Origin of the sequence: Kribbella jiaozuonensis (genome assembly GCF_005233875.1) — a bacterium.
GTDB classification, from domain to species: Bacteria; Actinomycetota; Actinomycetes; order Propionibacteriales; family Kribbellaceae; genus Kribbella; species Kribbella jiaozuonensis.
The window spans coordinates 119084-141897 of the sequence record NZ_SZPZ01000007.1; the positions used below are offsets into that span (position 1 = coordinate 119084).

General features: G+C 68.3%; 22 protein-coding genes. 4 read left to right on the forward strand and 18 right to left on the reverse strand.

What is annotated here, in order from left to right; genetic code table 11:
* Positions 1-22: 22 nt before the first annotated feature.
* The 3 genes from FDA38_RS39080 to FDA38_RS39090 are packed head-to-tail and all read right to left on the reverse strand — an operon-like array spanning position 23 to position 1822.
* Positions 23-721 (reverse strand): anti-sigma factor family protein, encoded by a 699-nt coding sequence (locus FDA38_RS39080; RefSeq protein WP_137259243.1) that lies wholly within the window; start codon positions 719-721, stop codon positions 23-25.
* The gene (locus FDA38_RS39085) at positions 718-1248 is read right to left on the reverse strand and encodes a sigma-70 family RNA polymerase sigma factor (protein ID WP_233715189.1); all 531 of its coding nucleotides are present in this window, start codon (positions 1246-1248) and stop codon (positions 718-720) included. The genes FDA38_RS39080 and FDA38_RS39085 overlap by 4 nt, the downstream gene beginning before the upstream one ends.
* A gap of 55 nt (positions 1249-1303) precedes the next feature.
* Positions 1304-1822 (reverse strand): COG4315 family predicted lipoprotein, encoded by a 519-nt coding sequence (locus FDA38_RS39090; protein WP_137259245.1) that lies wholly within the window; start codon positions 1820-1822, stop codon positions 1304-1306.
* Positions 1823-1909: 87 nt separating this feature from the next.
* Here FDA38_RS39090 and FDA38_RS39095 point away from each other — a divergent pair, with 87 nt between their 5' ends.
* Complete coding sequence (locus FDA38_RS39095; protein ID WP_137259246.1) at positions 1910-2227, forward strand: nuclear transport factor 2 family protein; 318 nt, start codon at positions 1910-1912, stop codon at positions 2225-2227.
* Here the strand turns inward: FDA38_RS39095 and smc are convergent.
* The 10 genes from smc to FDA38_RS39145 form a co-directional block, all read right to left on the reverse strand.
* Entirely contained in the window at positions 2224-5772 is a 3549-nt protein-coding gene (gene smc / locus FDA38_RS39100) for a chromosome segregation protein SMC (protein ID WP_137259247.1), read from the reverse strand. The two genes, FDA38_RS39095 and smc, sit on opposite strands and share 4 nt — an antisense overlap.
* A 297-nt stretch (positions 5773-6069) precedes the next feature.
* Complete coding sequence (locus tag FDA38_RS39105; RefSeq protein ID WP_233715190.1) at positions 6070-6225, reverse strand: hypothetical protein; 156 nt, start codon at positions 6223-6225, stop codon at positions 6070-6072.
* 188 nt (positions 6226-6413) lie between these two features.
* Positions 6414-7268: a bifunctional DNA-formamidopyrimidine glycosylase/DNA-(apurinic or apyrimidinic site) lyase gene (gene mutM / locus FDA38_RS39110; protein WP_137259248.1), complete on the reverse strand. Its 855-nt coding sequence runs from the start codon at positions 7266-7268 to the stop codon at positions 6414-6416.
* Entirely contained in the window at positions 7269-8000 is a 732-nt protein-coding gene (rnc, locus tag FDA38_RS39115) for a ribonuclease III (RefSeq protein ID WP_137259249.1), read from the reverse strand.
* Positions 8001-8014: 14 nt separating this feature from the next.
* A complete protein-coding gene (gene rpmF / locus FDA38_RS39120; protein WP_130387616.1) occupies positions 8015-8206 on the reverse strand; it encodes a 50S ribosomal protein L32 in 192 nt (63 codons plus the stop codon).
* A 62-nt stretch (positions 8207-8268) separates the two neighbouring features.
* Positions 8269-8790 (reverse strand): YceD family protein, encoded by a 522-nt coding sequence (locus FDA38_RS39125; RefSeq protein WP_233715191.1) that lies wholly within the window; start codon positions 8788-8790, stop codon positions 8269-8271.
* Between the two features lie 128 nt (positions 8791-8918).
* Positions 8919-9389, reverse strand: coding sequence for a pantetheine-phosphate adenylyltransferase (gene coaD, locus FDA38_RS39130; protein ID WP_137259251.1), 471 nt, complete (start codon positions 9387-9389; stop codon positions 8919-8921).
* Positions 9382-9942: a 16S rRNA (guanine(966)-N(2))-methyltransferase RsmD gene (gene rsmD / locus FDA38_RS39135; protein ID WP_137259252.1), complete on the reverse strand. Its 561-nt coding sequence runs from the start codon at positions 9940-9942 to the stop codon at positions 9382-9384. The genes coaD and rsmD overlap by 8 nt, the downstream gene beginning before the upstream one ends.
* Positions 9939-12176, reverse strand: coding sequence for an ATP-dependent DNA helicase RecG (gene recG, locus FDA38_RS39140; protein ID WP_137259253.1), 2238 nt, complete (start codon positions 12174-12176; stop codon positions 9939-9941). The genes rsmD and recG overlap by 4 nt, the downstream gene beginning before the upstream one ends.
* Positions 12173-13786, reverse strand: a complete 1614-nt coding sequence (locus FDA38_RS39145; protein WP_137259254.1) for a DAK2 domain-containing protein — start codon at positions 13784-13786, stop codon at positions 12173-12175. The genes recG and FDA38_RS39145 overlap by 4 nt, the downstream gene beginning before the upstream one ends.
* A 37-nt stretch (positions 13787-13823) precedes the next feature.
* On the opposite strand from FDA38_RS39145, the gene FDA38_RS39150 reads away from it, so the two are divergent.
* Positions 13824-14822, forward strand: a complete 999-nt coding sequence (locus tag FDA38_RS39150; protein WP_137259255.1) for an SAM-dependent methyltransferase — start codon at positions 13824-13826, stop codon at positions 14820-14822.
* Positions 14823-14883: 61 nt separating this feature from the next.
* On the opposite strand, the gene rpmB is transcribed toward FDA38_RS39150, so the two are convergent.
* The 5 genes from rpmB to FDA38_RS39175 all read right to left on the reverse strand — a co-directional run bounded on the left by rpmB (position 14884) and on the right by FDA38_RS39175 (position 20339).
* Positions 14884-15105: a 50S ribosomal protein L28 gene (rpmB, locus tag FDA38_RS39155; RefSeq protein WP_134124328.1), complete on the reverse strand. Its 222-nt coding sequence runs from the start codon at positions 15103-15105 to the stop codon at positions 14884-14886.
* Between the two features lie 83 nt (positions 15106-15188).
* On the reverse strand, positions 15189-17177 hold the full coding sequence (locus FDA38_RS39160; protein WP_137259256.1) for an aldo/keto reductase: 1989 nt from the start codon (positions 17175-17177) through the stop codon (positions 15189-15191).
* A gap of 31 nt (positions 17178-17208) precedes the next feature.
* Positions 17209-18036, reverse strand: a complete 828-nt coding sequence (locus tag FDA38_RS39165; RefSeq protein ID WP_137259257.1) for a carbohydrate ABC transporter permease — start codon at positions 18034-18036, stop codon at positions 17209-17211.
* Positions 18026-19057 (reverse strand): carbohydrate ABC transporter permease, encoded by a 1032-nt coding sequence (locus FDA38_RS39170; RefSeq protein ID WP_137259258.1) that lies wholly within the window; start codon positions 19055-19057, stop codon positions 18026-18028. Before FDA38_RS39170 ends, FDA38_RS39165 begins: the two co-directional genes overlap by 11 nt.
* A 1-nt stretch (position 19058) precedes the next feature.
* The gene (locus tag FDA38_RS39175) at positions 19059-20339 is read right to left on the reverse strand and encodes an ABC transporter substrate-binding protein (RefSeq protein ID WP_137259259.1); all 1281 of its coding nucleotides are present in this window, start codon (positions 20337-20339) and stop codon (positions 19059-19061) included.
* Positions 20340-20458: 119 nt separating this feature from the next.
* Between FDA38_RS39175 and FDA38_RS39180 the strand changes: the two genes are divergently transcribed.
* Positions 20459-21079: an HAD family hydrolase gene (locus tag FDA38_RS39180; RefSeq protein WP_137259260.1), complete on the forward strand. Its 621-nt coding sequence runs from the start codon at positions 20459-20461 to the stop codon at positions 21077-21079.
* Between the two features lie 87 nt (positions 21080-21166).
* The gene (locus FDA38_RS39185; protein WP_137259261.1) at positions 21167-22813 is read left to right on the forward strand and encodes a GxGYxYP domain-containing protein; all 1647 of its coding nucleotides are present in this window, start codon (positions 21167-21169) and stop codon (positions 22811-22813) included.
* The last annotated feature ends 1 nt before the right edge of the window (position 22814 follow it).

A 22814-nucleotide genomic window follows, 5' to 3' on the forward strand; every position in this document is an offset into this window, starting at 1 on the left:
CTCTCGTGTCCCGCAACTACTTTCAGATCGTTGTCGTGACGACGTGCTTCCCCTGCAGTGTCCTGATCTCCACGGACTGCACCTGATCCAGCGGCACCAGCACACCACCGCCGAACGTGCTGCCGTTCTTGGCCGCCTTCTCCGACACCACCCAGCTGCCCGCCGTCCAGGTCTTACCGGTCTTGTCGGTGACGAGGAGCTGACACTGGTCTCCGGCCGTCAGGCCCTTGACCTGCACCTGCACCCAGCTCCAACCGGTCCGTGGCTCGACCGTCGTCGCCATGGTGGCGCCAGTGGCCGTATCGGTCGCGGTGACTTCCTTGTAGCCGGCAGCGGGCTCCGCTGCCTGCGGTGGTGCCGTGGACCGGCCGAGTGCAACTCCACCGCCGAGCGCACCGGCGACCAGAACGAATGCGGCGGCCACCATGAGCCAGCGGGAGCTGCGCCGCTTGGCCGGAGCCTCGACGACAACAGGCTCCGGCGACGTCTCACGAACCTCGCGGAGCGTGCGCTGCAGCAGCAGGTCGCCACCCTCCGGCGGGCCTTCCAGGAAGGCCTCCGGCGGGACCTCACCGAGGAAGTCCTTCATCTCCTCGAGCTCGGCCAGCTCGGCGCGGCACTCCGCGCACGTGGCCAGGTGCTCGTCAACCTCTGCGACTTCACCGGGTTCCAGGGCACCTAACGCGTAGGCGCCGAGTTGCGTACGGTCATGCTCATTCATCGGGACACCTCCGCTTCAGATCCGGCCATCACCGCGCGCAGAGCTCGGAGGGCGTAGTAGGAACGCGATTTCACGGTACCGGGTGGGACACCCAGCTCCTTGGCAGCCTCTGCCACGGACCGCCCGCGGTAGTAGAGCTGCACGAGTACTTCACGGTGTTCGGGCGACACCTTGTCCAGGGCATCCATCACGACCATGGTGTTCACCACGGATTCGGAGTGGTCGCTCTGCACCGGCGGCTTGTCCACCACGTCCGCCACCTCGGCCGGACGCACCGCCCGGGCCCGGGCGCGGTCGGTGACGATGTTGCGTGCCACCGTCAGCAGCCAGCCCCGCACCGACCCTCTGCCGGTGGTCAGGTCCCCGGCGTGCTTCCAGGCCCGGACCAATGTCTCCTGTACGACGTCCTCGGCCGCGGCCCGGTCTCCGGTGAGACGGGTCGCGTAGGCGAGCAGACTGCGCCCGTGTTCGGCGTACAGCGTGCGGATCAGTGTCTCGGCGTCGTGCGGCCCTGGGGTGTCACCCACCGACCGCACGATACCGGCATCAGCAGGCGCCCACACCAGGGCAGCACACGTCGACTCAGTAACCGCCATTGCCGGAGCCGGCCGGCTGGGTGGTGATCTTCTTACCGTCCGCGCCGACAACCCACCAGACACCGCCGACCGCCTGGCCCTTGGCTTCACCGGCAGCGCTGTCACTGGCGAACAGGTAGAGCGGCAGCCCGTTGATCGCCAGCTGCTTGGTGCCGTCCGAGCGGGTGACCGTGCTGATAAGCGAGGCGTCGATCCCGGTGAGCTGCGGCGTACCGTCGCCCGCAGCCACCACCGGCCACTTGGCCAGGCAGTCGCCCTCGCAGTTGGACTTGCCCGAAGTGTCCTTGTCGAACACGTACACGGTCCGTCCGTTGCCGTCGACAACGACCTTGCCCAGCCCGCCGACATCGGCTGTCGCCAGCTTCGCGCCGGTTGCGGCCGGCTGGCCGGCGGGCGCCGAGCTGCTGGAACCTGAGCTCGAATCGTTACTGCCACAGGCGGTCAGCCCAGCCAGGCCGAGCACCGCGACACCGACTATGCCGACCACACTGCCCAGTCGCTTCATCAGACCCTCCTTGGTTGACCGTCCGTCACCCCGCCACACGTACGGATGCACGGACCGGTTCAATCCGGAGGGGTTATCGTCGCCACCATGGAGATCCCTGCAGCGGTCCAGCGCGCGCTCACCGCGATCGACGAACAGGACAACGACGCGTTCGTGGCAGCCTTCGCCCCGGACGGCTACGTCAACGACTGGGGCCGGGAGTTCCGGGGCCCCGACCAGATCCGCTCCTGGAGCCAGAACGAACTGATCGGCAAACAGGCCACCTTCACCGACACGCAGGTCACCGTCGCCGGCAGCCCGCTGACGATCCTCACGCAGGTAGGCGGGAAGGGCTTCAACGGCCCGTCCCACTTCACCTTCGCCATCGCCGACGACCAGCTCGCGTCGATGACGATCACGGCCTAGACGGGTTCGGGCTCCCGGATCCGCTGGGAGATGACCGAGGACACGCCGTCGCCGCGCATGGTGACGCCGTACAACGCGTCGGCGACCTCCATCGTGCGCTTCTGGTGGGTGATGACCAGGAGCTGGCTGTTCTCGCGGAGCTCCTCGTAGATCTCCAGGAGGCGGCCGAGGTTCGTGTCGTCGAGGGCGGCCTCGACCTCGTCGAGGATGTAGAACGGCGACGGACGGGCCTTGAACAGCGCGACCAGGAACGCGACCGCGACCAGTGAGCGCTCACCACCGGACAGCAGCGACAGCCGCTTGACCTTCTTGCCCGGCGGGCGGGCCTCGACGTCGATACCGGTGCCGAGCATGTCGTCGGGGTCGGTCAGGACCAGGCGGCCCTCACCGCCCGGGAACAGCCGGCTGAACACGTGCTCGAACGCGACCTCGACGTCGCGGTACGCCTCGGTGAAGACCTGCTCGACCCGCTCGTCGACCTCCTTGACGATGTCCATCAGGTCGCGGCGGGACTTCTTCAGGTCGTCGAGCTGCTCGGACAGGAAGCGATGCCGCTCCTCCATCGCGTCGAACTCCTCGAGCGCGAGCGGGTTGATCTTGCCGAGCTGGTTGAGCGCCCGCTCGGCCTGCTTCAGCCGCTTCTCCACCTTGGTCCGGTTGAACGGTTCGCCCTCGAGCTCCAGCGTGCCGTCGTCACCGTCCTTGGGCAGCGGCGGCACCAGCTGGTCCGGTCCGTACTCCGTGACGAGCGCCTCGACCTCGATCCCGAGCTCGCCCAGCGCCTTCTCGTACAGCTGCTCGAGCCGCATCTTCTGCTCGGCCCGCGCCAGCGCGTCCCGGTGGACGGTGTTCGTCAGCTGCTCCAGCTCGGAGCTCAGGTTCCGGGTCGCGGACCGGGCCTGCGAGAGCGCCTGCTCCCGGTCGGCCCGCTGCGCCTGGATCGCCGACCGCTCAGCCGCCGCCTGCTGCAGCGACGACTCCAGCCGGGCCAGCACGTGACCAGCAGCCAGGTGTACAGCCTGCGCCGCGTCTGCCTGCCGTGCACGCCGCGCCGCCCGGGCGATCGCTCGCGCCCGCGCCTCGCGCTCCTGGCGAGCAGCACGCTCCAGCGAGTCGGCCCGGCCGGACAGCGCCCGGGCCCGCTCCTCGGTGGTCCGCAGCGCCAGCCGGGCCTCCATCTCGGTCGCACGCCCTGCCTTGGCGGCGTCGGCCAGCCGGTCGCGCTCCGACGTGTCCGGCTCGTCACCGTCGTCGTCGAACGCCTCGGCGTCCAGCAGCCGCTCTTCGAGCTCGGCCAGGCCGGACAGGTTCTTGTCGCGCTCCTCCTCGGCCGCAGCGATCGCCTCGCCCATCCGCTGCGCCTCACCGCGGGACGCCTTCGCCAGCGACCCGAAGTGCGCCAACTGCTCCGCCACGGCGGCCATCGCCGCGTCGGACTCGTGCAGCCGGGCCAGCGTGATCTCGACGGACTCCTTCTGCCGGGCCCGCTCGTCCTCCAGCCCCTGCAGCTCGAACCGCAACCGCTCGCTCCGCGCCGTCGCCTCGAGCAGCTTCTCCGAGGCCTCGTCGACCGCGGACTGCACCTCGATCAGGCTCGGCGCCGCGTCCGACCCGCCGTACGCGAAATGCGCACCCAGTACGTCGCCCGCACGCGTCGTACACGTGACATCGGGCAGATTCCGCACCAGGGACTGCGCCGCCGGTACGTCGTCCACCACGGCGACCTTGCGCAGCAGCCGCCGCAGCGCGGGCCGCAGCGTCTCCGGGCTTTCCACGACATCGACGGCGTACGACGCCCCGTACGGGAGCACCGGCCACATCGAGTAGTCGTCGGCGGGCGCGTCGCCGAGCAGCATCCCGGCGCGGCCGAGGTCGTGCTGCTTCAGGTGGCCGACCGCCTGAAGAGCGGCGTCGGCGTGGGTGACTGCGACGGCGTCGGCGGCCTCGCCGAGGGCGGCCGCGATGGCGGTCTCGTACCCGGCGCGGACGCTCAGCAGCGCGGCGACGGAGCCCATCAGGCCGTTGACCTGCTCGGAGGCGGCCAGCAGGGCACCGGCGCCGTCCTTGCGGTTCAGACCGAGCTCGAGCGCTTCCTTGCGCGCGGCCAGACCGGTGCGCTCGCGTTCGGCGTCACGCTCCTCGGCCCGCAGCTTCGCCAGCCGCTCATCCATCTCGTCGAGCACCGCCTGGGCGGCCTCGAACTGGTCGTCGAGCCCCTTCTCACCGGCGTCCAGCCCGGCGACCTGGGTCTCCAGCGCGGTGAAGTCGTGCTGCGCCTTGGCGGCGCGGACCTCGGCCTCGTGCATGTTGCTCGCGAGCCGGCCGATCTCGGACTCGGCGGCGGCCGCCCGGCTCTGCATCGCGTTCACCTGACCGGTCAGCCGGGCCAGGCCCTCGCGGCGGTCGGCGGCGGCCCGGATCAGCGCGGAGATGCGGCGCTCCTCCTCGGCCTCCTGGGACTCCAGCTGCTGGCGACGCTCGACGGACTCGGCGAGCAGCTCGGAGTGCGCCTCGACCTCGGCCTCGATCTGCGCCTCGGTCTCGCGGACCCGGGCCGCCTCCAGCTCGAGCTCCTCGGGGTCCCGCCCCGAGCGCGGGCCGTCGTCGGCCTCGTCGTTGAGCGAGCGGATCCGGTCCGCGGCGATCCGCGCCGTACCTTTGATCTTCTCGCCGAAGCCGGACAGCTGGTACCAGGTGTCCTGGGCGGCCTGCAGCGCGGGCGCGTCCTCGCGGAGCGCGTCCTCGAGCTCGGCCTCCAGCTCGCGCGCCTCCCGCAGCTTCGCTTCGGTCTCGGACCGGCGCTCGGTCAGCGCGGCCTCGTCCCGCAGCTCGGCCTCGAGCGCGGACTGGGCCTGGACGATGTCGTCGGCGAGCAGCCGCGCGCGGCCGTCCCTGACCTCCGCCTGGATCGTCACCGCCCGGCGCGCCACCTCCGCCTGGCGCCCGAGCGGCTTCAACTGGCGGCGGATCTCGGCGATCAGGTCCCCGAGCCGGTGCAGGTTGCCCTCGGTGGCCTCCAGCTTCCGGATCGCCTTTTCCTTGCGCTTGCGGTGCTTCAGGACCCCGGCGGCCTCCTCGACGAACCCGCGCCGGCCCTCGGGCGTGGCGCGCAGGATCGAGTCGAGCTGGCCCTGGCCGACGATGACGTGCATCTCGCGGCCGATACCGGAGTCGCTGAGCAATTCCTGGACGTCGAGCAGCCGGCAGTTCTGGCCGTTGATCTGGTAGTCGGACCCGCCGTTGCGGAACATCGTCCGGCTGATCGTCACCTCGGCGTACTCGATCGGCAGCGCGCCGTCGGTGTTGTCGATGGTGAGCACCACCTCGGCGCGGCCCAGCGGGGCGCGGCCGGAGGTGCCGGCGAAGATGACGTCCTCCATCTTGCCGCCGCGCAGCGACTTCGCGCCCTGCTCACCCATCACCCAGGCCAGTGCGTCGACGACGTTCGACTTGCCGGAGCCGTTGGGTCCGACGATGCAGGTGATGCCTGGTTCGAAGTTCATCGTCGTCGCGGACGCGAACGACTTGAATCCCCGGAGCGTCATGCTCTTCAGGTACAAGGCGAAGCTCTCCAACCCGTGAAAGGACAGACGATACCTAAGGAACCGTCGTAACTGCTCGTGCCGCTACCCGGGGGAAGTAGTTCCGCTGCGCAGTCTACAAACAGATGCGCGTGAACTTGTGGAGGCCGACCGGTGAAGAAGGGGCCGGCTGTCAGGGCAACAGAAGATGAACATGCAGTACTTGTCGAAAAACGCAGTCGGCGGAGGCCCGGACGGGGGCCACCGCCGTGGTTGTGCGGACGGTCGAGATGCAATTCTCTCTTGTCGCGGCTAGGGTCCTCAGACCGAAGCGGGGGCGCGCAGAGCCTCGTCGACGGTCAGCAGGCGACCCTCGTGAATCTGTGCGACGAGGTGGTCGTTCTCTGCCTGCAGACGCATCACGTGCGCCTCCAGGTCGGCGACACGCCGGTTGAGCAGACGAACCTGCTCGAGCATGCGCGGGTCAGTGCCTCCAAGATGCCCTAGAAGAGCCTTGGCCATTGTGCTGTCCTCCGGAAGGGTTCTGGCCGGGTGCGCTCCAGGTCCTGGTCATGAAGGAGCGCTGAAAATGTGTGCCGTCTTTCAGGGTGACACCGGCGGGGGCGACGGGTCAACCTGGGCCACGTTTATTAACGATACCTCGCTCACCAGCGAACGTGGCGCGGAACCGGCTGACATTTCGGGCACCGGTACGACGAACGGTTCATGAACGGCTCGCGACGGATCGGCCGGCCGTCCCGCGGGCACGGCGATCCCTCCTGTCCGTAGACGTTCAGGCCGCGCTCGAAGTACCCGGATTCCCCGTTCACGTTGACGTACAGGGCGTCAAAGCTGGTGCCACCAACGGTCAGCGCCTCGGCCATCACCTCGTGGGCGGCGTGCAGGATCCCCTTTATTTGCACGGGTTTCAGGGCTTCCGTCGCACGGGCGTAGTGTAATTTGGCCCGCCACAACGATTCGTCGGCGTAGATGTTGCCGATCCCGCTGACCACGGTCTGGTCCAGCAACGCCCGCTTCAACCCGGTCCTGCGGCGCCGGATCTTCGCCGTCACCGTCTCCGGATCGAACAGAGGATCGAACGGATCCCGGCCGATGTGGGCGATCTCGGCGGGCAGCTCGGCACCGCCCTCGGAGTACGACAGACCACCGAACATCCGCTGGTCCACAAAACGGACCTCTCCGAGGTCGTCCGCAAAGCGGAACCGGACCCGGAGATGCGGCTCGTCGGGAGCGCCGACCGGCTGGACCCGGAACTGGCCGCTCATCCCGAGGTGGGTGAGTACGGCGTCCCCGGACTCCAGCGGGAGCCACAGGTACTTCCCGCGGCGGGCCGGCTCGGCGAAGACCTGGCCCTTGAGCCGGGCGACGAAATCGTCCGGCCCGGCGGCATGACGCCGTACCGGGCGGGGATGCAGCACCTCGACCGCGTCGATGGTGCGGCCGGTGGTGAACTCCGCCAGCCCCCGGCGGACGACCTCTACCTCAGGAAGCTCGGGCACCTAGGGCTGCTGCGAGGGGTCCGTGCTGTCGGGATGCGCCGCGCGCAGGGCCTTCCAGGCGGTCTCGGCGGCCTGCTGCTCGGCTTCCTTCTTGCTCCGGCCGATGCCGTGACCGTACGTGTCGGTGCCGATCCGGACCCGAGCCTCGAACGTCTTGGCATGGTCCGGCCCGGACTCCGCGATTACGTACTCCGGGACGCCGACGCTGAGCTGGGCGACCAGCTCCTGCAGCGACGTCTTCCAGTCCAGGCCGGCGCCGAGCCGCGCCGACGACTCCATCAGGTCGTCGAACAGCCGGTGCACCACCAGGCCCGCGGTCTCGAACCCGCGGTCCAGGTAGACGGCGCCGATCAGCGCCTCGACGCAGTCGGCCAGGATCGACGACTTGTCCCGGCCGCCGGTCGCTTCCTCCCCGCGGCCGAGCCGCAGGTACTTGCCGAGCTTGAGCTCGCGGGCGACACCCGCGAGCGCACGCATGTTGACCACCGCGGCCCGTAGCTTGGCCAGCCGGCCCTCGGACAGGTCCGGGTGGTTCCGGAACAGCGACTCCGTGACGATGACGCCGAGCACGGAGTCCCCGAGGAACTCCAGCCGCTCGTTCGTCGGCAACCCGCCGTTCTCGTACGCGTACGAGCGGTGGGTGAAGGCGTGCTCCAGCAATTCGTCAGCCAGCGATACGCCGAGCCGCTGGTTCAGCTCGGCGTAGAGCCCCGTTTCGTTGGCAGAGTTCACTGGGTTGGTGCCGTTTAGCTCTCGACGACCTGGCGACGCTCGCCCTTGGCGCCGTACTGGCCGCAGTTGGGGCAAACGGTGTGCTGCAGGTGCTTCGCGCGGCAGGCGGGGTTCACGCAGGTCACCAGCGACGGGGCAGTGGTCTTCCACTGGGCCCGGCGGCTACGGGTGTTGCTGCGCGACATCTTCCGCTTCGGAACGGCCACGGTTATGACTCCTCGGTTCGGCCGGGGGCTGGTGGACCCGGCCGGCTAGCTGACGTTGGTGTTCAGTTGTGCTGCGGTGGTTCGTCGGTCTGGAGCAGACCGCCGAGGGCGGCCCAGCGCGGGTCGACACCGTCCTCGTGCTGATGGCCGGGCTCGTCCGCCAGGCGTGCCCCGCAGTCGGGGCACAGACCCGGACAGTCGTCCGTACACAGCGGCTGGAACGGTAGTGCGAGCACCACCTGGTCCCTCAGCACCGGCTCGAGGTCGATCAGATCGCCCTCCATCCGGCTGGCCTCGTCCGGCTCGGCTTCGCTCTCCGGGTAGACGTACAGCTCCTGGACGTCAGCGAGGAACTCGTCCTCGATATCGACCAGGCACCGCGCGCACTCCCCGACCAGACGGCCACGGGCCGTACCGGTGACGAGCACCCCTTCGACCACCGATTCCAGCCGTAGATCGAACTGGATCGGATCGCCTTCGGGGACGCCGATCACGTCGATTCCGAGATCTGCCGGCGCCGGCGCCGTGAAAGTGACTTCGCGTTGGGACCCGGCGCGGCGTGTCAGCTCGTGCGTATCGATCACGAGTGGGGACCGCGGGTCCAAGACGCTCAGAGCGAACCTTTCAGGCGTGGGCAGGCAAGAACTCGGTCTCGTCGAGACCGGTGCTCTACATTACCAACTCCGCGGCGCTGCGCCCAATTCGGGGTCAGCTAGAGCTTGTCCAGTAACCGGGAGTGAACGGCCGGTGTCACGAACGTGCTCACGTCGCCGCCGAGCCGGGCGATCTCCTTGACCCAGCTGGAGGAGATGAAACTGTTCTCCGGAGCGGTCGGGAAGAAGAGGGTGTCGACCCCGGTCATCCGCCGGTTCAGCTGCGCCATCTGCAGCTCGTAATCGTAGTCGGCGGCCGAGCGCAGCCCCTTCACGATCACGCCGGCGCCCTCGGCCCGGCAGTAGTCGACCAGCAGCCCGTCGAAGGTGCCGATCCGCACGTTCGGGAACGGCGCGATCAGCTCGGTGAGCATCTCGATCCGCTCCTGCGGCTCGAACAGCCGGTTCTTCGACTGGTTCACCCCGGTCGCGACGATCAGCTCGTCGAAGGCGGCGGCCGCCCGGGTGACGATGTCGAGGTGCCCGACCGTGGGCGGGTCGAAGGTCCCGGGAAAGACCGCCTTAGCCATGCCGGTGACCGTACCAAAGCCGCGCCTCGCCGTACTTGCGATCTCGCAGCGCGGCGAACCCCTCCGGCCACTCCCATGGCTCCCGCTTCCCCCGCTCGACGACCACCACCGCGTCGTCGGCCAACCATCCGCGCGCGGCCAGGTCGGTCAGCACGTCCTGCAGCTCGGTGGTCTCCAGCTTGTACGGCGGGTCCGCGAACACCAGGTCGAACTCGGCCGGAACCTCACCCGCAGTGATCTTCTCGACCGGGCGTGTCACGAGCTTCGCACCGGGCAGCCCGACGACCTTGATGTTGGCCGCGATCACGTCGGCGGCCCGCCGGTCCGACTCGACCAGCATCACGTTCGTCGCACCACGGGACAGCGCTTCGAGCCCGATCGCGCCCGATCCTGCGTACAGGTCGAGCACGGCCAGTCCGACGAAGCTGCCGAACTCCGACTCCAGCGACGAGAACAGCGCCTCCCGCACCCGATCCGCGGTCGGCCTCGTCCCACTCCCCGCCGGTACGGCGATCCGCCGCCCGCCGGCCGCTCCCCCGACGATCCGCGTCACGTCTTCTCCAGGTACTCGGTGGTCTCCGACTCGAGGGCGCTGCGTACGACCGACCGAAGCACTGGGTACTCGGCCAGCTCCGCGTCCACCGAGACGATCGAGTTCGCCACATGCCGTGCGGCGAGGATGATGTCCTCGTCGCGGAGCACGCTGAGCAGCTTCAGGCTGGTCCGGCGGCCGGACTGGGCCACGCCGAGGACGTCGCCCTCGCGCCGGGTCTCCAGGTCGATCCGGGACAGCTCGAAGCCGTCGGTCGTGGACGCGACGGCGTCCAGTCGCCCGTACGACTTGGACCCCGGCCACAGATCCGTAACCAGCAGGCACAAGCCGGGCACCTTGCCTCGCCCGACCCGCCCGCGGAGCTGGTGCAGCTGGGAGATGCCGAACCGGTCGGCGTCCATGATCACCATCGTCGAGGCGTTCGGTACGTCGACACCGACCTCGATCACGGTGGTCGCGATCAGTACGTCGATATCGCCGGCCGCGAACCGCGACATCACCGCGTCCTTCTCCTCGGCCGGCAGCCGCCCGTGCAGGATCTCGACGCGCAGGTCGTACAGGATCTCGCCCAGCGCCTCGGCGACCTGCATGACCGAGATCGGCGGCCGCGCCTGCTTCTTCCCGCCTTCATCGGTCTCGAGGAGCTCGCCTTCCTCGTCGCCGGCGTTCTTGACCTCGTCCCCGATCCGCGGGCACACGACGTACACCTGATGCCCCTTGCCGACCTCCTCGCGGACCCGGGTCCAGGCTCGCTGCAGCCACTCGGGCTTCTCTTTGGCAGGGACGACCGACGACTGGATCGGCGACCGCCCCGCCGGGAGCTGGGTCAGCGTGGAGACCGCGACGTCGCCGAACACCGTCATCGCCACGGTCCGCGGGATCGGCGTCGCGGTCATCACCAGCACGTGCGGGGTGTTGTCGCCGGACTTCGCGCTCAGCGCGGCCCGCTGCTCGACGCCGAACCGGTGCTGCTCGTCAACCACGACCAGCCCGAGATCCGCGAACTGCACCTTGTCCTCGAGCAGCGCATGCGTCCCGACCACGATCCCGGCGGCACCGCTGGCCGCATCGAGCATCGCCGTACGGCGTCCTGCCGCGTTCAGCGAACCGGTCAGCAGACCGATCTTGGTCGCGTGCTCCGCGCCGCCGAGCATCCCCTGCTCGGCCAGATCGCCGAGCATCTTCGTCAGCGTCTTGTGGTGCTGGACGGCCAGCACCTCGGTCGGGGCGAGCAGCGCCGCCTGGCCGCCGTTGTCGACGACGGACAGCATCGCCCGCATCGCGACCACGGTCTTGCCTGAGCCGACCTCGCCCTGCAGCAGCCGGTGCATCGGGTGCGGTCGAGCCAGGTCGGCGAAGATCTCCTCCCCCACCTCGGCCTGTCCCTCGGTCAGCTCGAACGGCAGTCGCTGGTCGAATTCGTCGAGCAGACCACCCTCGACGCGCGGCCGCGCTACGGCGTTCAGCGCGTCCGTCACCGCCCGCCGCTGGGCAAGAATCGTTTGCATGACCAACGCTTCCTCGAACCGGAACCGCTGCTGCGCGTCGCTGATGTCCTTCTCGGTGTCCGGCAGATGCACCTTCTGCAAGGCTTCCCGCAGACCGAGCAGCCTCTCGTTGCGGAGGATCAGCTCGGGGATCGGGTCGTCGAGCCGCTCGTCCAGGCTGTCCAGCACGATCTTGATCGACCGCTCGATCGTTGCGGTGGGCAACTTCGCGGTGGCCGGGTAGAGCGGTCGGAACGGCCTGGCCCGGCGTTCGATCTCGGCCTCGGTCAGGTCTTCCTCGTCGAGGATCTCGGTGCCGGGGCTCTTCAGCTGCATGGTCTCGCGGAACATCGTCACCTCGCCCCAGAACAGGGCGGCGGTGCCGGGCGTCAGCTTGGTGGCCAGCCAGGGCTGGTTGAAGAACGCCAACTCCAGGTCGCGCCGACCGTCGGTGACGACGACCTTGGTCAGCGTCTTCCGACGGGTCCACCGCTGGACGTCGGCGAGCGGGATCTCGGCCTTGGTGTCGAGGGACCGCACGGTGACCTTCTTGACCCGGCCGTTGACGGTGGCCTGGTCGCCGACCTCGAGCTCGTCGAACGGCGTCAGCTCGCCCTTCTTCAGGTACCGCCGCGGGTAGTGCCGCAGCAGCTCGCCGACGGTCTCGATCTCGAGCACGTCGGCGAAGGTCTTGGCCGTCTTCGCGCCGAGGAAGTCGCGAAGCTTGCGGTCGATGTCGGTCTTCATTCCACCCCGATCAGCAGCGGGTACCTGTCCTGCCCTCCGTCGTACACCACGACGTCGACATCTTTGCGTTGCCGGCGGACGTGCCGCTCGACCGCCTCGGCCAGCGCCGGGTCCGCGTCCCGGCCGGTGACGATCGTCAGCAGCTCGCCTCCGCCGCCGAGCAGCCGGTCGACGACCCCGACCGCGGCCGTCTCCAGGTCGTCCGTGATCAGCGCGAAGTCTCCGTCGACCACGCCGAGCGCGTCGCCGATCCGGCAGCGGCCGGCCATCGTCCAGGCGTCCTTGATCGCGATCGTCACCGCGCCGTGCCGGGTCTGCCCGGCGGCCGCGGACAGGTGTACGACGTCGTCGTCGAAGCTGCGCTCCGGGTCGTGGACGGCGATCGCGGCCAGGCCCTGGACCTGCGCGCGGGTCGGGATCACCGCGACCCGGATGCCGTCCTGGCGAGCGGCGGTGGCGGCGGCCTCGGCGACTGCGATCGAGTCCTGGTCGTTGGGCAGGATGACGATCTCGGGCGCCTGGGATTGTTCGATCGCTTGCAGCAGTTCGCCGGTCGAGCATCGCCGGCCGGGTCCGCCGCGGATGACCCGGGCGCCGGCCTCGGCGTACAGGTCGGCCAGCCCGTCACCGGCGACGACGGCGATCACCGCGCGGCCTGGTGCCGGTTCGTGGTGGTGGGTCTGGTCGGCGAAGTGGGTGACGCGGATGCGGTGTGGGCGACCGATGTCGATGCCGTGTTCGATCGCGGCGCCGACGTCGTCGGTGTGGACGTGGACGTTCCAGAGGCCGTCGCCGCCGACCACGACGACCGAGTCGCCGAGCGCGGCCAGGCTCTGCCGGAAGTCGCCCACCTTGTCGTCGGGCGCGTCGAGCAGGTACATCACCTCGTACGCCGGTCCGTCCTCGCTCTCGGCGCTCTCGCCCTGCGGTTCGACCCTGGCCGGTACGTCGACCCGCACGTGACGGCCGGTCAGTACCGACTCCATCGCGCCCAGGATCACGACGAGGCCGGCTCCCCCGGCGTCGACCACGCCGGCACGGCGCAGTACGTCGAGCTGCTCAGTGGTCTTGGTGAGGGCCTGCCGGGCGGACGCGACGGCGGCCAGGCAGACGTCGGCGAGGGTCTTGCCGTCGTTCGCGGCGGTCATCGCGCCGGTCGCGGCCGCGCGGGCGACGGTCAGCATGGTGCCTTCGACGGGCTGGGCGACCGCGCCGTACGCGGCGTCGGCGGCGTACTTGAGCGCGTCCGCGAAGGCGGCCGGCTCGCTCATCCGGGGGTCGGCGAGTACGCCGTTCTCGCGGTTGCGGGGCAGGTTCTCGTCGAGGCGGAGGCCGCAGGCGCGGATCAGCTGGGAGGTGATGACGCCGGAGTTGCCGCGGGCGCCGAGCAGGGCGCCGCGGCCGAAGGCCTGGATGGCCTCGGTGAAGGTCAGCTCGCCCTTGGGCAGCGCGTCGCAGGCGGCTTCCCAGGTCAGGTAGAGGTTGGTGCCGGTGTCGCCGTCCGGCACCGGGTACACGTTCAGTTCGTCGATCTCGGTCCGGGCGCGGGCCAGCTCCGCCAGCGCGGTCCGGGCCCAGGCTCGCAACACCTCGACGGTCAATTCCTCCACGCCCGGAAGGTTAGTACGGGTCCGTTTACCATGTGCTGTGCCTCGCTCCGTTCTGTTCTCGTTCGCGTCCGACAGTTACCGGTACGCGGTCCGGGAGATCCGCGAGGCGTTCCCGGGCGAGCACCGGTTCGAGCGGCTCGGGGCCGAGGTGGCGCGGCTGGCGGATACCGCAGTACCGGTCGAGGAGTTCGCGGCGGCGTGTGACGAAGGCCGCATCATGTTCGTCCGGCACCTGACCCGGGAGGTCGCGGGCTATCCGCTGGACGACCTGCCGACCGAGTCCGAGCTCGCGACGACGCTCCTCGAGGAGATCTCGGCGAAGTCGGTCGCGGTGCAGACGTGGGTCGACGGCACCGGCGGCTCGTACCACCACCTGATCGTGGACGCGTTAGCGAGCCGCGGGGTGACGAGCACGCGGTCCGGGCAGGACGTCGTCGTGTCCGGAGTCGTGGCCGGGAAGCAGTTGCTGATCGGCGTGAACCGGCTGGCGGACAGCTTGTCGGACTGGCCGGGTGGGCGGATGCGGCTGGCTCGTGGGGACGAGCGGGTGTCGCGGTCGGAGTTCAAGCTGGAGGAGGCGATCGCGACCTTCGGGCTGGAGCTGCCGGCCGGTGGGAAGGCGGTCGATCTGGGTGCTTCGCCGGGTGGCTGGACGCGGATCCTGCGGCAGCACGGGCAGGAGGTGTGGTCGGTTGATCCGGGTTCGCTGGATCCGCGGCTGCGCGGTGATCGGCGGATCCATCATGAGGCGACGACCGCGGGCCGCTTCTTCGCGGCGAACCGGGTCCGCTTCGACGTGGTGGTCAACGACATGCGGATGGACCAGCTGATGAGTGCCCGGATGATGCTGGACGCGGCGGCTCAGTTACGTCGCGGCGGTCTGGCGATCGTGACGTTGAAGGGCGGCGGCAAGAACCCGCTCGACGGCGCGCGGCGCGGGATCGACGTCCTGCGCGAGCGGTACGACGTACTGCATGCGCGGCAACTGCATCACAACCGGAACGAGATCACGGTGGTGGCGCGCAAACACGACTAGGCGCCCGGGAGGTTTCCCGGGCGCCTAGTCGAAAGGCCCTACACGGAGTTAAAGCTGGGGATCAGCCGACGACGCGCTGGACCTTGCCGGCCTTGATGCAGGACGTGCAGACCTTCAGCTTGGTCGGGGTTCCCTTGATGATCGCCCGGACCGGCTGGATGTTGGGGTTGAAACGGCGGGGCGTACGAGCCTTGACCCGCCGGATCATCGCGCCCTTACCCAGACGGGCAACGCTGTTGCCGAACGTCGGCTGCTTGCCGCAGACATCGCACTTCTTAGACATGATTCTCCGTGTTCAGGGTCGTGACACCGACAGACCATGTTACATGGGTGTCAGCGAGCCACCAATTCGGCTCAGACTCGGCTTCAGGACGTGAGGTAGGCCACTTCGTCCTCGGTCAGCGACACCGAAAGTCCCGGTGTCGAGGTGCGGGTTTCGCTGATGTGACGCGGCCCGATCAGCGGAAATACAGGATACGGCTGGTGCAGCAGCCATGCCAAAGCGATGGCGGTCGGCTCGACGCCCTTGGCCTTCGCGAGCTCCCGCGCGCGGTCCAGCCGGCGGAAGTTCTCGTCGGAGTAGAAGCAACGCACGAGCTCGGAGTCCGAGGTGTCTTCCGGCTTGGCGCGTCCGGTGAAGAACCCGCGGGCCTGGCTCGACCACGGGAACAGCGCGACCTGCCGCTCGCGCAGCCAGGCCTGCGACTCGTCGTCGGACACGTGCCGGCAGCCGGCCCACGGTACGTCGTACGCGCGGGCGAGGCTGAGGTGGTTGCTGAGCAGCGTGAACGGCTGCTTGCTGTTCGCCTCGGCGTACGCGTTGGCCGCGTCGAAGCGTTCCAGCGACCAGTTGGAGCCGCCGAACGCCTTGATCCGGCCGGCCTTGAAGTGCTCGTTGAGGACGTCGACGAACTCCGAGACCGGGATCTCTTCGTTGTCGCGGTGCATCAGGTAGAGGTCGACGTGGTCGGTCTGCAGCCGTTCGAGGCTCTCGTTCAGCTGCCGCGTGATCGACTCGGGGTCGCAGTACGGCGTGTGCGCGCCCTTGCCGATGACAACGACCTCGTCGCGGTTGCCGCGGGACTTCATCCACTGCCCGAGCAGACGTTCACCGCGTCCGCCGCCGTAGATGTAGGCCGTGTCGAACGTCGTACCGCCGCGTTCGACGAAGTCGTCGAAGATGACCGCGGCGTGCGGGAGCGTCTGCTGGTTGTCGACGCCCATGACGAGCCGGGACACGTCCTTGTCCAGGCCGGCCACCTTCCCGTACGTCATGGGGGCGTCGTCGCGCCGGGCCAGCGGACGTCCGGTCGCGGTCGGGATCGTCGCGTCGTCCCGCTCGCTCGCGTACTGCTGCCCGATCGCGGCCCGCCACTGGTCCTGGACGGTGAGGTTGCCGAGCGTGTCGGCCCAGCTCATCTCCGGCGCCTCCTGCGCGCCGGCCTGGATCGCCGCCTGCACCGCTTCGGCCTCGGCCGCGTAGATGAGGGCGGGCTCCGCGGAGATGTCCCGCGGCTCCTCCCCCACCTTGTGCAGGGTGACGTGGTTCGGCTTGCCGTCGCCGCCGAACCACGGGTCCTCGACGACGAGGTACCCCTCGCTGCCGTAGATCCGGACCTGGTTCTGGTCGCTGAGCCGTACGCCGGTGCTGACCTGCGCGGTGATGCCGCCGTCGAAGAACAGCGTGGCGACCGTCCATTCGTCGACGCCGGTCTCGCCGACGTGTCCGACCGCGCTGACGGCGGCCGGGTCGGCGAACGGCTGCCCAGCCGCGATGCCCGCGATCAGCCGCGAGTACGAGACCGGGTAGCCGCCGACGTCGAGGATGCCGCCGCCCGCCAGTTCGTCGGCGAAGATCCGGGACTCCGGCCGGAAGCCCGCCGCGAACGCGAAGGTGGCCTGGATCTGGTGGACCTTGCCGATCTCGCCGTCGCGGACGAGCTGGGCGACCAGTTTGGTCTGCGGCAGGCACCGGTACATGAACGCTTCCATCAGGAAGACGTTGTTGCGTACCGCGGCCTCGATCATCGCCTCGGACCAGGCCCGGTTGATCGCGAGCGGTTTCTCGCACAGCACGTGCTTGCCGGCTTCGGCGGTCTTGATCGCCCACTCGACGTGCATCGGGTGCGGGGTGGCGATGTAGACGGCGTCGACGGTGTCGTCGGCGAGCAGGTCGTCGTACGAGCCGTGCCGGTGCGCGATGTCCCACTTGTCGGCGAAGGCGTTGGCCGAGTCGAGGGACCGGCTGCCGACGGCGACGACCTCGTTGGTCTTCGACGTCGGCACCTGGCTGGCGAACCGGGAAGCGATGTTGCCGGTGCCGAGGATGCCCCAGCGGAGCGTTTGGTCAGTCAAAAGGAGTCCCGTTGTGATTGTTGGTTTCAGGTCAGAACTTCATGGCGCCTGCCGCCAGATCGGCGATGAACGAACGCGCGCCGATCAGGAAGACGCCGATCAGGGGGATGACGCTCATCAGGGCACCGGCCATCACCATCGAGTAGTCGGTGCCGTAGATGCCGTTGAGCTGGTCGAGGGCGACCTGCAGGGTGAGGCGGTTCGGGTCGGTCATCACGATCAGCGGCCAGAGGTAGTCGTTCCAGACGTTGATGAACGTGAAGATGCCGAGGAAGGCGAGCCCGGGCCGCAGTACCGGCAGACCGACGGTGAGGTACTGCCGGAAGAAGCCGGCGCCGTCGACCTTGGCGGCCGAGATGAGTTCGTCGGGGATCGCGCCGCGGGCGTACTGGCGCATCCAGAAGATCCCGAACGCGTTCGCGGCGCCGGGGATGATGAGTGCTTTCAGCGAGCCGATCCAGCCGAACTCGGCGAGTGTGACGAACTGCGGGACCAGCGACAGCTGGGTCGGGATCATGAAGGTCGCGAGCAGGATCGCGAACAGGACGTTTCGGCCGGGGAAGTCGTACTTCGCGAACGCGAACGCGGCGAGCGAGTCGAAGAACAGCACCAGCACGGTCACTCCGAGCGAGGCGATCAGGGTGAGCAGCATCGACCCGAAGAAGTCGATGTTGTCGAGCACCTTGCCCATGTTCTCGAACAGGTGGGATCCGATCCACAGCCGGGGCGGGTAGGTGAAGATGTCCGGCGTCGTGTTGGACGCCATCACCACCATCCAGTAGAAGGGAAAGAGCGAGACCAGGACGCCGAGCATGAGCACGACGTGGCCGACGGCGGTGCGTAGGCGCTCAATGGACATCTGCGGCCTCCCTCTTGGCATTCTGGGCTGCGATCTTGCGTTCCACCCGCCGAGCGGCGCGTCGGGTCAGGCGTTCGTCGTCGTTGCCGCCGATCAGCCGCCAGTTGATGATGCTGAACAGCACGATCAGGATGAACAGCGCCCAGCCGACGGCGGCGCCGTACCCGAACTGGTTGTTGATGAACGCGGACTGGTACAGGTACGAGACGATCGTCAGGCCGGCGTCGCCCGGTCCGCCGATGTTGTTGGTGTCGCCGAACAGCACGCGGGACTCGGTGAAGATCTGCAGTCCGCCGATGGTCGAGGTGACCGCGGTGAACAGGATGACCGGCCGCATCATCGGCACGGTGATCCGCCAGAACGTCTGCCGTGGACTCGCGCCGTCGACCTTGGCGGCTTCGTAGACGTCTGCCGAGATCGCCTGCAGTCCGGCGAGGTAGATGATCGCGTTGTAGCCGACCCAGCGCCAGGTGACGATGGTTGCGATCGCGATCTTGATGCCCCACGGCGAGGTGAGCCATTCGACCTGGCCGACGCCGATGGATTGCAGGAACGCGTTCAGCAGGCCGAAGTTGTTGCTGAAGATCGAGCCGAACACGAGGGTGATCGCGACCACCGAGGTGACGTTCGGGATGAAGTAGGCGATCCGGTAGAAGGTGCGGAGCCGGGTCGCGTTGTGCAGCGCGTTGGCGATGACCAGCGCGAGCAGCAGCATCGGCACGGTGGACAGCACCCAGATGATCAGCGTGTTGCCGATCGTCTTCCAGAACGTGGCGTCGGTGAGCAGGTAGTGGTACTGCTCCAGGCCGACCCACTTCATCTGCCCGATGCCGTCCCAGGAGTGGAACGAGATCCAGATCGAGAACAGCACCGGGAACGCGCCGAAGATCGCGAACAGGATGAAGAACGGCGCGACCGCGGCGTACTGCGGCATCGCCTGCTTGTACTTGTTCGGCGGTTTGTCGGCTGTCGCGGCGGCCGTGGTCACTGCGGCCGGGGCGGCTTTGCTGGTGACTGCCATGTCAGATCGCCCCCGCTCGGGTCAGTTCGCGCTGTACCTGGCGCTGGGCGTCGGCCCAGGCCTGGTCGGGGTCCTTGCCGGCCGCCTCGATGTTGACGAGCTCGGAGCTGATGGGCGTGTCGATGATCGTGTCGTACGGCGAGAAGTACGCGCCCGGGTACTTCTTCGCGGAGTCCGCGAACACGTCGACGATCTGCTGCCCGCCGAAGAACGGGTCGGGCGCGGTCAGCGTCTTGTCCGTGTACGTCGCGGGCGTGGACGGGAACAGCACCGGGTCGAGGAACGCCTGGGCCTGGTTCTTCGACGACTCGAGCCAGCTGATGAACGCGAAAGCCGCCTGGGGGTTCTTGCAGTACTTCGTGATCGCCAGGAAGGACCCGCCCTTGTTGCCGGCGCCACCAGGAGCCGCCGTCACCCGCCAGAGTCCCTTGGTCTTCGGGGCCGCGTTCTTCGGTCCTAGCTGCGCCCACCAGACCGCAGCGTTGTACGCGACGAGCTTGCCGTTGGTGACGACGGCGTTCTTGTCGGTCGAGTTCTGTGCGTTGGCCGACAGCCCTTCCTTCACCACCCGGACGGAGAGGTCGAAGGCCTCCCGGACGTGGTCCTGGTCGCCGATGTACTGGCCGTCCTCCGACATGTAGCGCTTCGACTGCTGCGCCATCCGGTAGCCGTAGATGCCGGTGATGTTGTCGGTGATCGCCGAGCCGGGGACGGACTGCTTGAGCTTCTTGCCGAGCTGGATGTAGGTGTCCCAGTCGGGCGCGAGCTGCGCGACCGCGGCGGGATCGATGTCGATCCCGGCCTTCTGGAAGATGTCGGTCCGGTAGAACAACGCGGTCGGCCCGGTGTCCATCGGGTAGGCCATCATCTTGTCGTCCGGCGTGATCCCGAGCTTCCACTTCCAGGGCAGGAAGTCCTTCTCGAGGTCCTTGGCGCCGAGCTCGTTGAGATCGTGGAACTGGTCGGCGTTCGGGAAGTACGTCGCGACGTCGTCGTTGATCGCGACGATGTCCGGGACGAGGGACTTGCCGGCCAGGGCGGTCAGCACCTTGGTCTTGTAGTTGCTGCCGATCCGGGTCATCGCCAGCTTGATGCCGTCGTACCCCGGGACCGCCTTCTCCGCCTGACCGATCAGACCGTCGTTGACGGAGCCGACCCATGTCCACATGCTGAGCTCGTTCGATCCGCCCAGTGAGCTGCGGGAGCCGCAGCCGGTGAGTCCCGCGGCGGCTGCGGCTGCGGAGCCGCCGACCGCGAGGAAGTGCCTTCTGCTCAACGTCATAGCCTCACCTGGCGCTTTCTGTTGGATTTCGCCGGAAGGTGTCCAGATATGTTTACGTAGCCATTAGGTAAGCGCATACCGACTGAACCGGTCAAGGTGCCGGTGACAAGATTGGGCTCATGATGATGCGTGCCGTCACCGCCGTCCTCTTCGATGCCGATGGCGTCGTCCAGCGCCCGACCTCCGATTGGTGGGGGCGGCTGTCGTCGCTCGTTCCTGCGGATGGGGAGGCGTTCGTGGCGGATCTGATGGCGGCGGAGAAGCCGTGCCTGGTCGGCAAGGTCGACTTCCGGGACGCGCTGGCCGACGTACTGCGGCGGTGGAACTCGACCGCGTCCGTGGACGAGGCGCTGGAGCCGTGGAGCTGGTTCGCGGCTGAGCCTGGGGTTGTGTCGTTGATCTCTTCTCTGCGGGCTGCTGGGGTGGGGTGCCATCTGGCGACCAACCAGCAGGCGTACCGACGGGCTCTCATGCAGGACGAGCGGGGGTACGGCGCTTGGTTCGACCAGACGTTCTACTCGTGCGACCTGGGGCTGGCGAAGCCGGATCCGGCGTACTTCCGGGCGATTCTCGGGGCGCTGGACCTGCCTGCTTCGTCGGTCCTGTTTGTGGACGACAACGTCGCCAATGTGGAGGCTGCTTTGGGGGTTGGGTTGCGGGCGGAGCTGTACGACCTGTCGGCCGGGGTGCCGGCGTTGGCGGAGCTGCTTCGCCGTTATGAACTGCCCGTTCCGGCCTGAGGTCTTGTGATGGAGTGACGGCTGTGGCATCGTCGCCGTCCAGTTGACAACGAAGGACATCCACCAGCCGCTCCCTGGAGGCCTCCTATGTCCGATCGCTTCGCGCTCTCCCGTCGACGACTGCTCGGCCTGACCGCGGGGGTGGGTCTTGGTGCCGCTGTCTCGCCGTCCCTCGCCTTCGGGTCTTCGCCGTCCTCCGCGTATCCCAAGGGGCAGCGACCTCGGGTCCTGAACGTGTTGACCGAGGACTCCCTCTCCCCCGCCGAGCGCACACTCGCGACAACCCTCCAGGGCCTGATGACCCGCCGCGGCGGCGAGTCCCTCTACCTGAACCTGCCGACCTTGGGCTACCAGCACTGGCTCGACGGCCTCATCTCGCAGTACGGCATCCGCGTCCGAACCGAAGACCTGTGGAAAACCGTCGGCCGCTCCGGCATACGCGGATATGTTCTCTTCCGTACGGGCACTCCGTCGGTCAACGTCGCGACCACGCTCGCCGGCGTGACGGGTGCTGTAGCCATCGAGGAAAGCTTGGAGGCACTCGCGATCCAGCACGGATTGCGCAAAGTCCTGGACGTGCGGGACAAGGACGACCGCTGGGTGTTCGAGACGTACTGGCCCCGCCTACGACACGACGTCGTGGTCGAGCAGCGCGCCGACTTCCCGGAGCGGCTCCGGGACTACGTCACGATGGCTGGGACGCTCGCCTTCTTCGACGGCAACTCGGACTTCCGCGCCCAGGTAGTCAGCGCCCTGACCGACGACGGCACAGTCATCGGCTGGGGCGACGCCTCGAACGGCGAAGACGCATTCATCGGGGTCAACTCGAGCACGGGCGTAAAAGCCCTGCCCGCCGACCACGCACGCAACCTGTCAGTGCTGTCAGGAATCCGAGAAGACCACCTGACCCAACGAGGCCGCGCGTTCGACCCCGCCCTACGCCCAGCGCCGTCCACCGCTCAACCGACGAACGGACCACAGAGCGGAGGGGGTGGGGGGAGGGCCCTCGAACCAGCACCGGACCCCAACGCCCACTACGTCAGCTTCCTCATCACCGACGGCGACAACATCCAATGGGCGCTCGGCGACTTCCCGACCGACCCACGCTGGTTCGGCAGCCCGCGCCGCGGTGAGGTCGACCTCGGCTGGGGCATCTCCCCCTCCCTGATCGACCTGGCCCCGTCCGTAATGCGCTGGTTCTACGAGCAATCCGAGACAGACCGCTGGGTCGTCGGCCCGTCCGGCGCCGGCTACATGTACCCAAGCCGCTACCCCACCGCCGCCCTCGAGAAGCACACCGCGTCACTTGCCAACGCGATGGGCCGAGCTGACCTCTCCGTTGCCCAGATCATCGACTTCAACGCCTTCGAGAACACCCGCCTCTGGTCGTCATACCTCAAGCGCCGCGAGATCGACGGCCTGATCTACCTCGAGTACTCCCGGTACGACGGCCTCAAGGGCAAGGTCGTCTGGTCGGAAGGCAAGCCGGTGATCTCAGCCCGCACCATGCTGTGGGACGGGCTCGACGGCGCCGACGAGGCATCCGTCACCGCCGAACTCAACGCCGCCACCCGCAACCCGCACTCCACCGCCGGCTACTCGATCGTCGTCTGGCACGCCTGGAGCAAATCCGTCGACAACGTACTGTCCGTCGTCAGCAACCTCGCCCCACACGTCAAAGTCATCCCGCCCGACACCCTGGTCCGCATGGTCGGCAAGTACGCCAAGCCCTAGC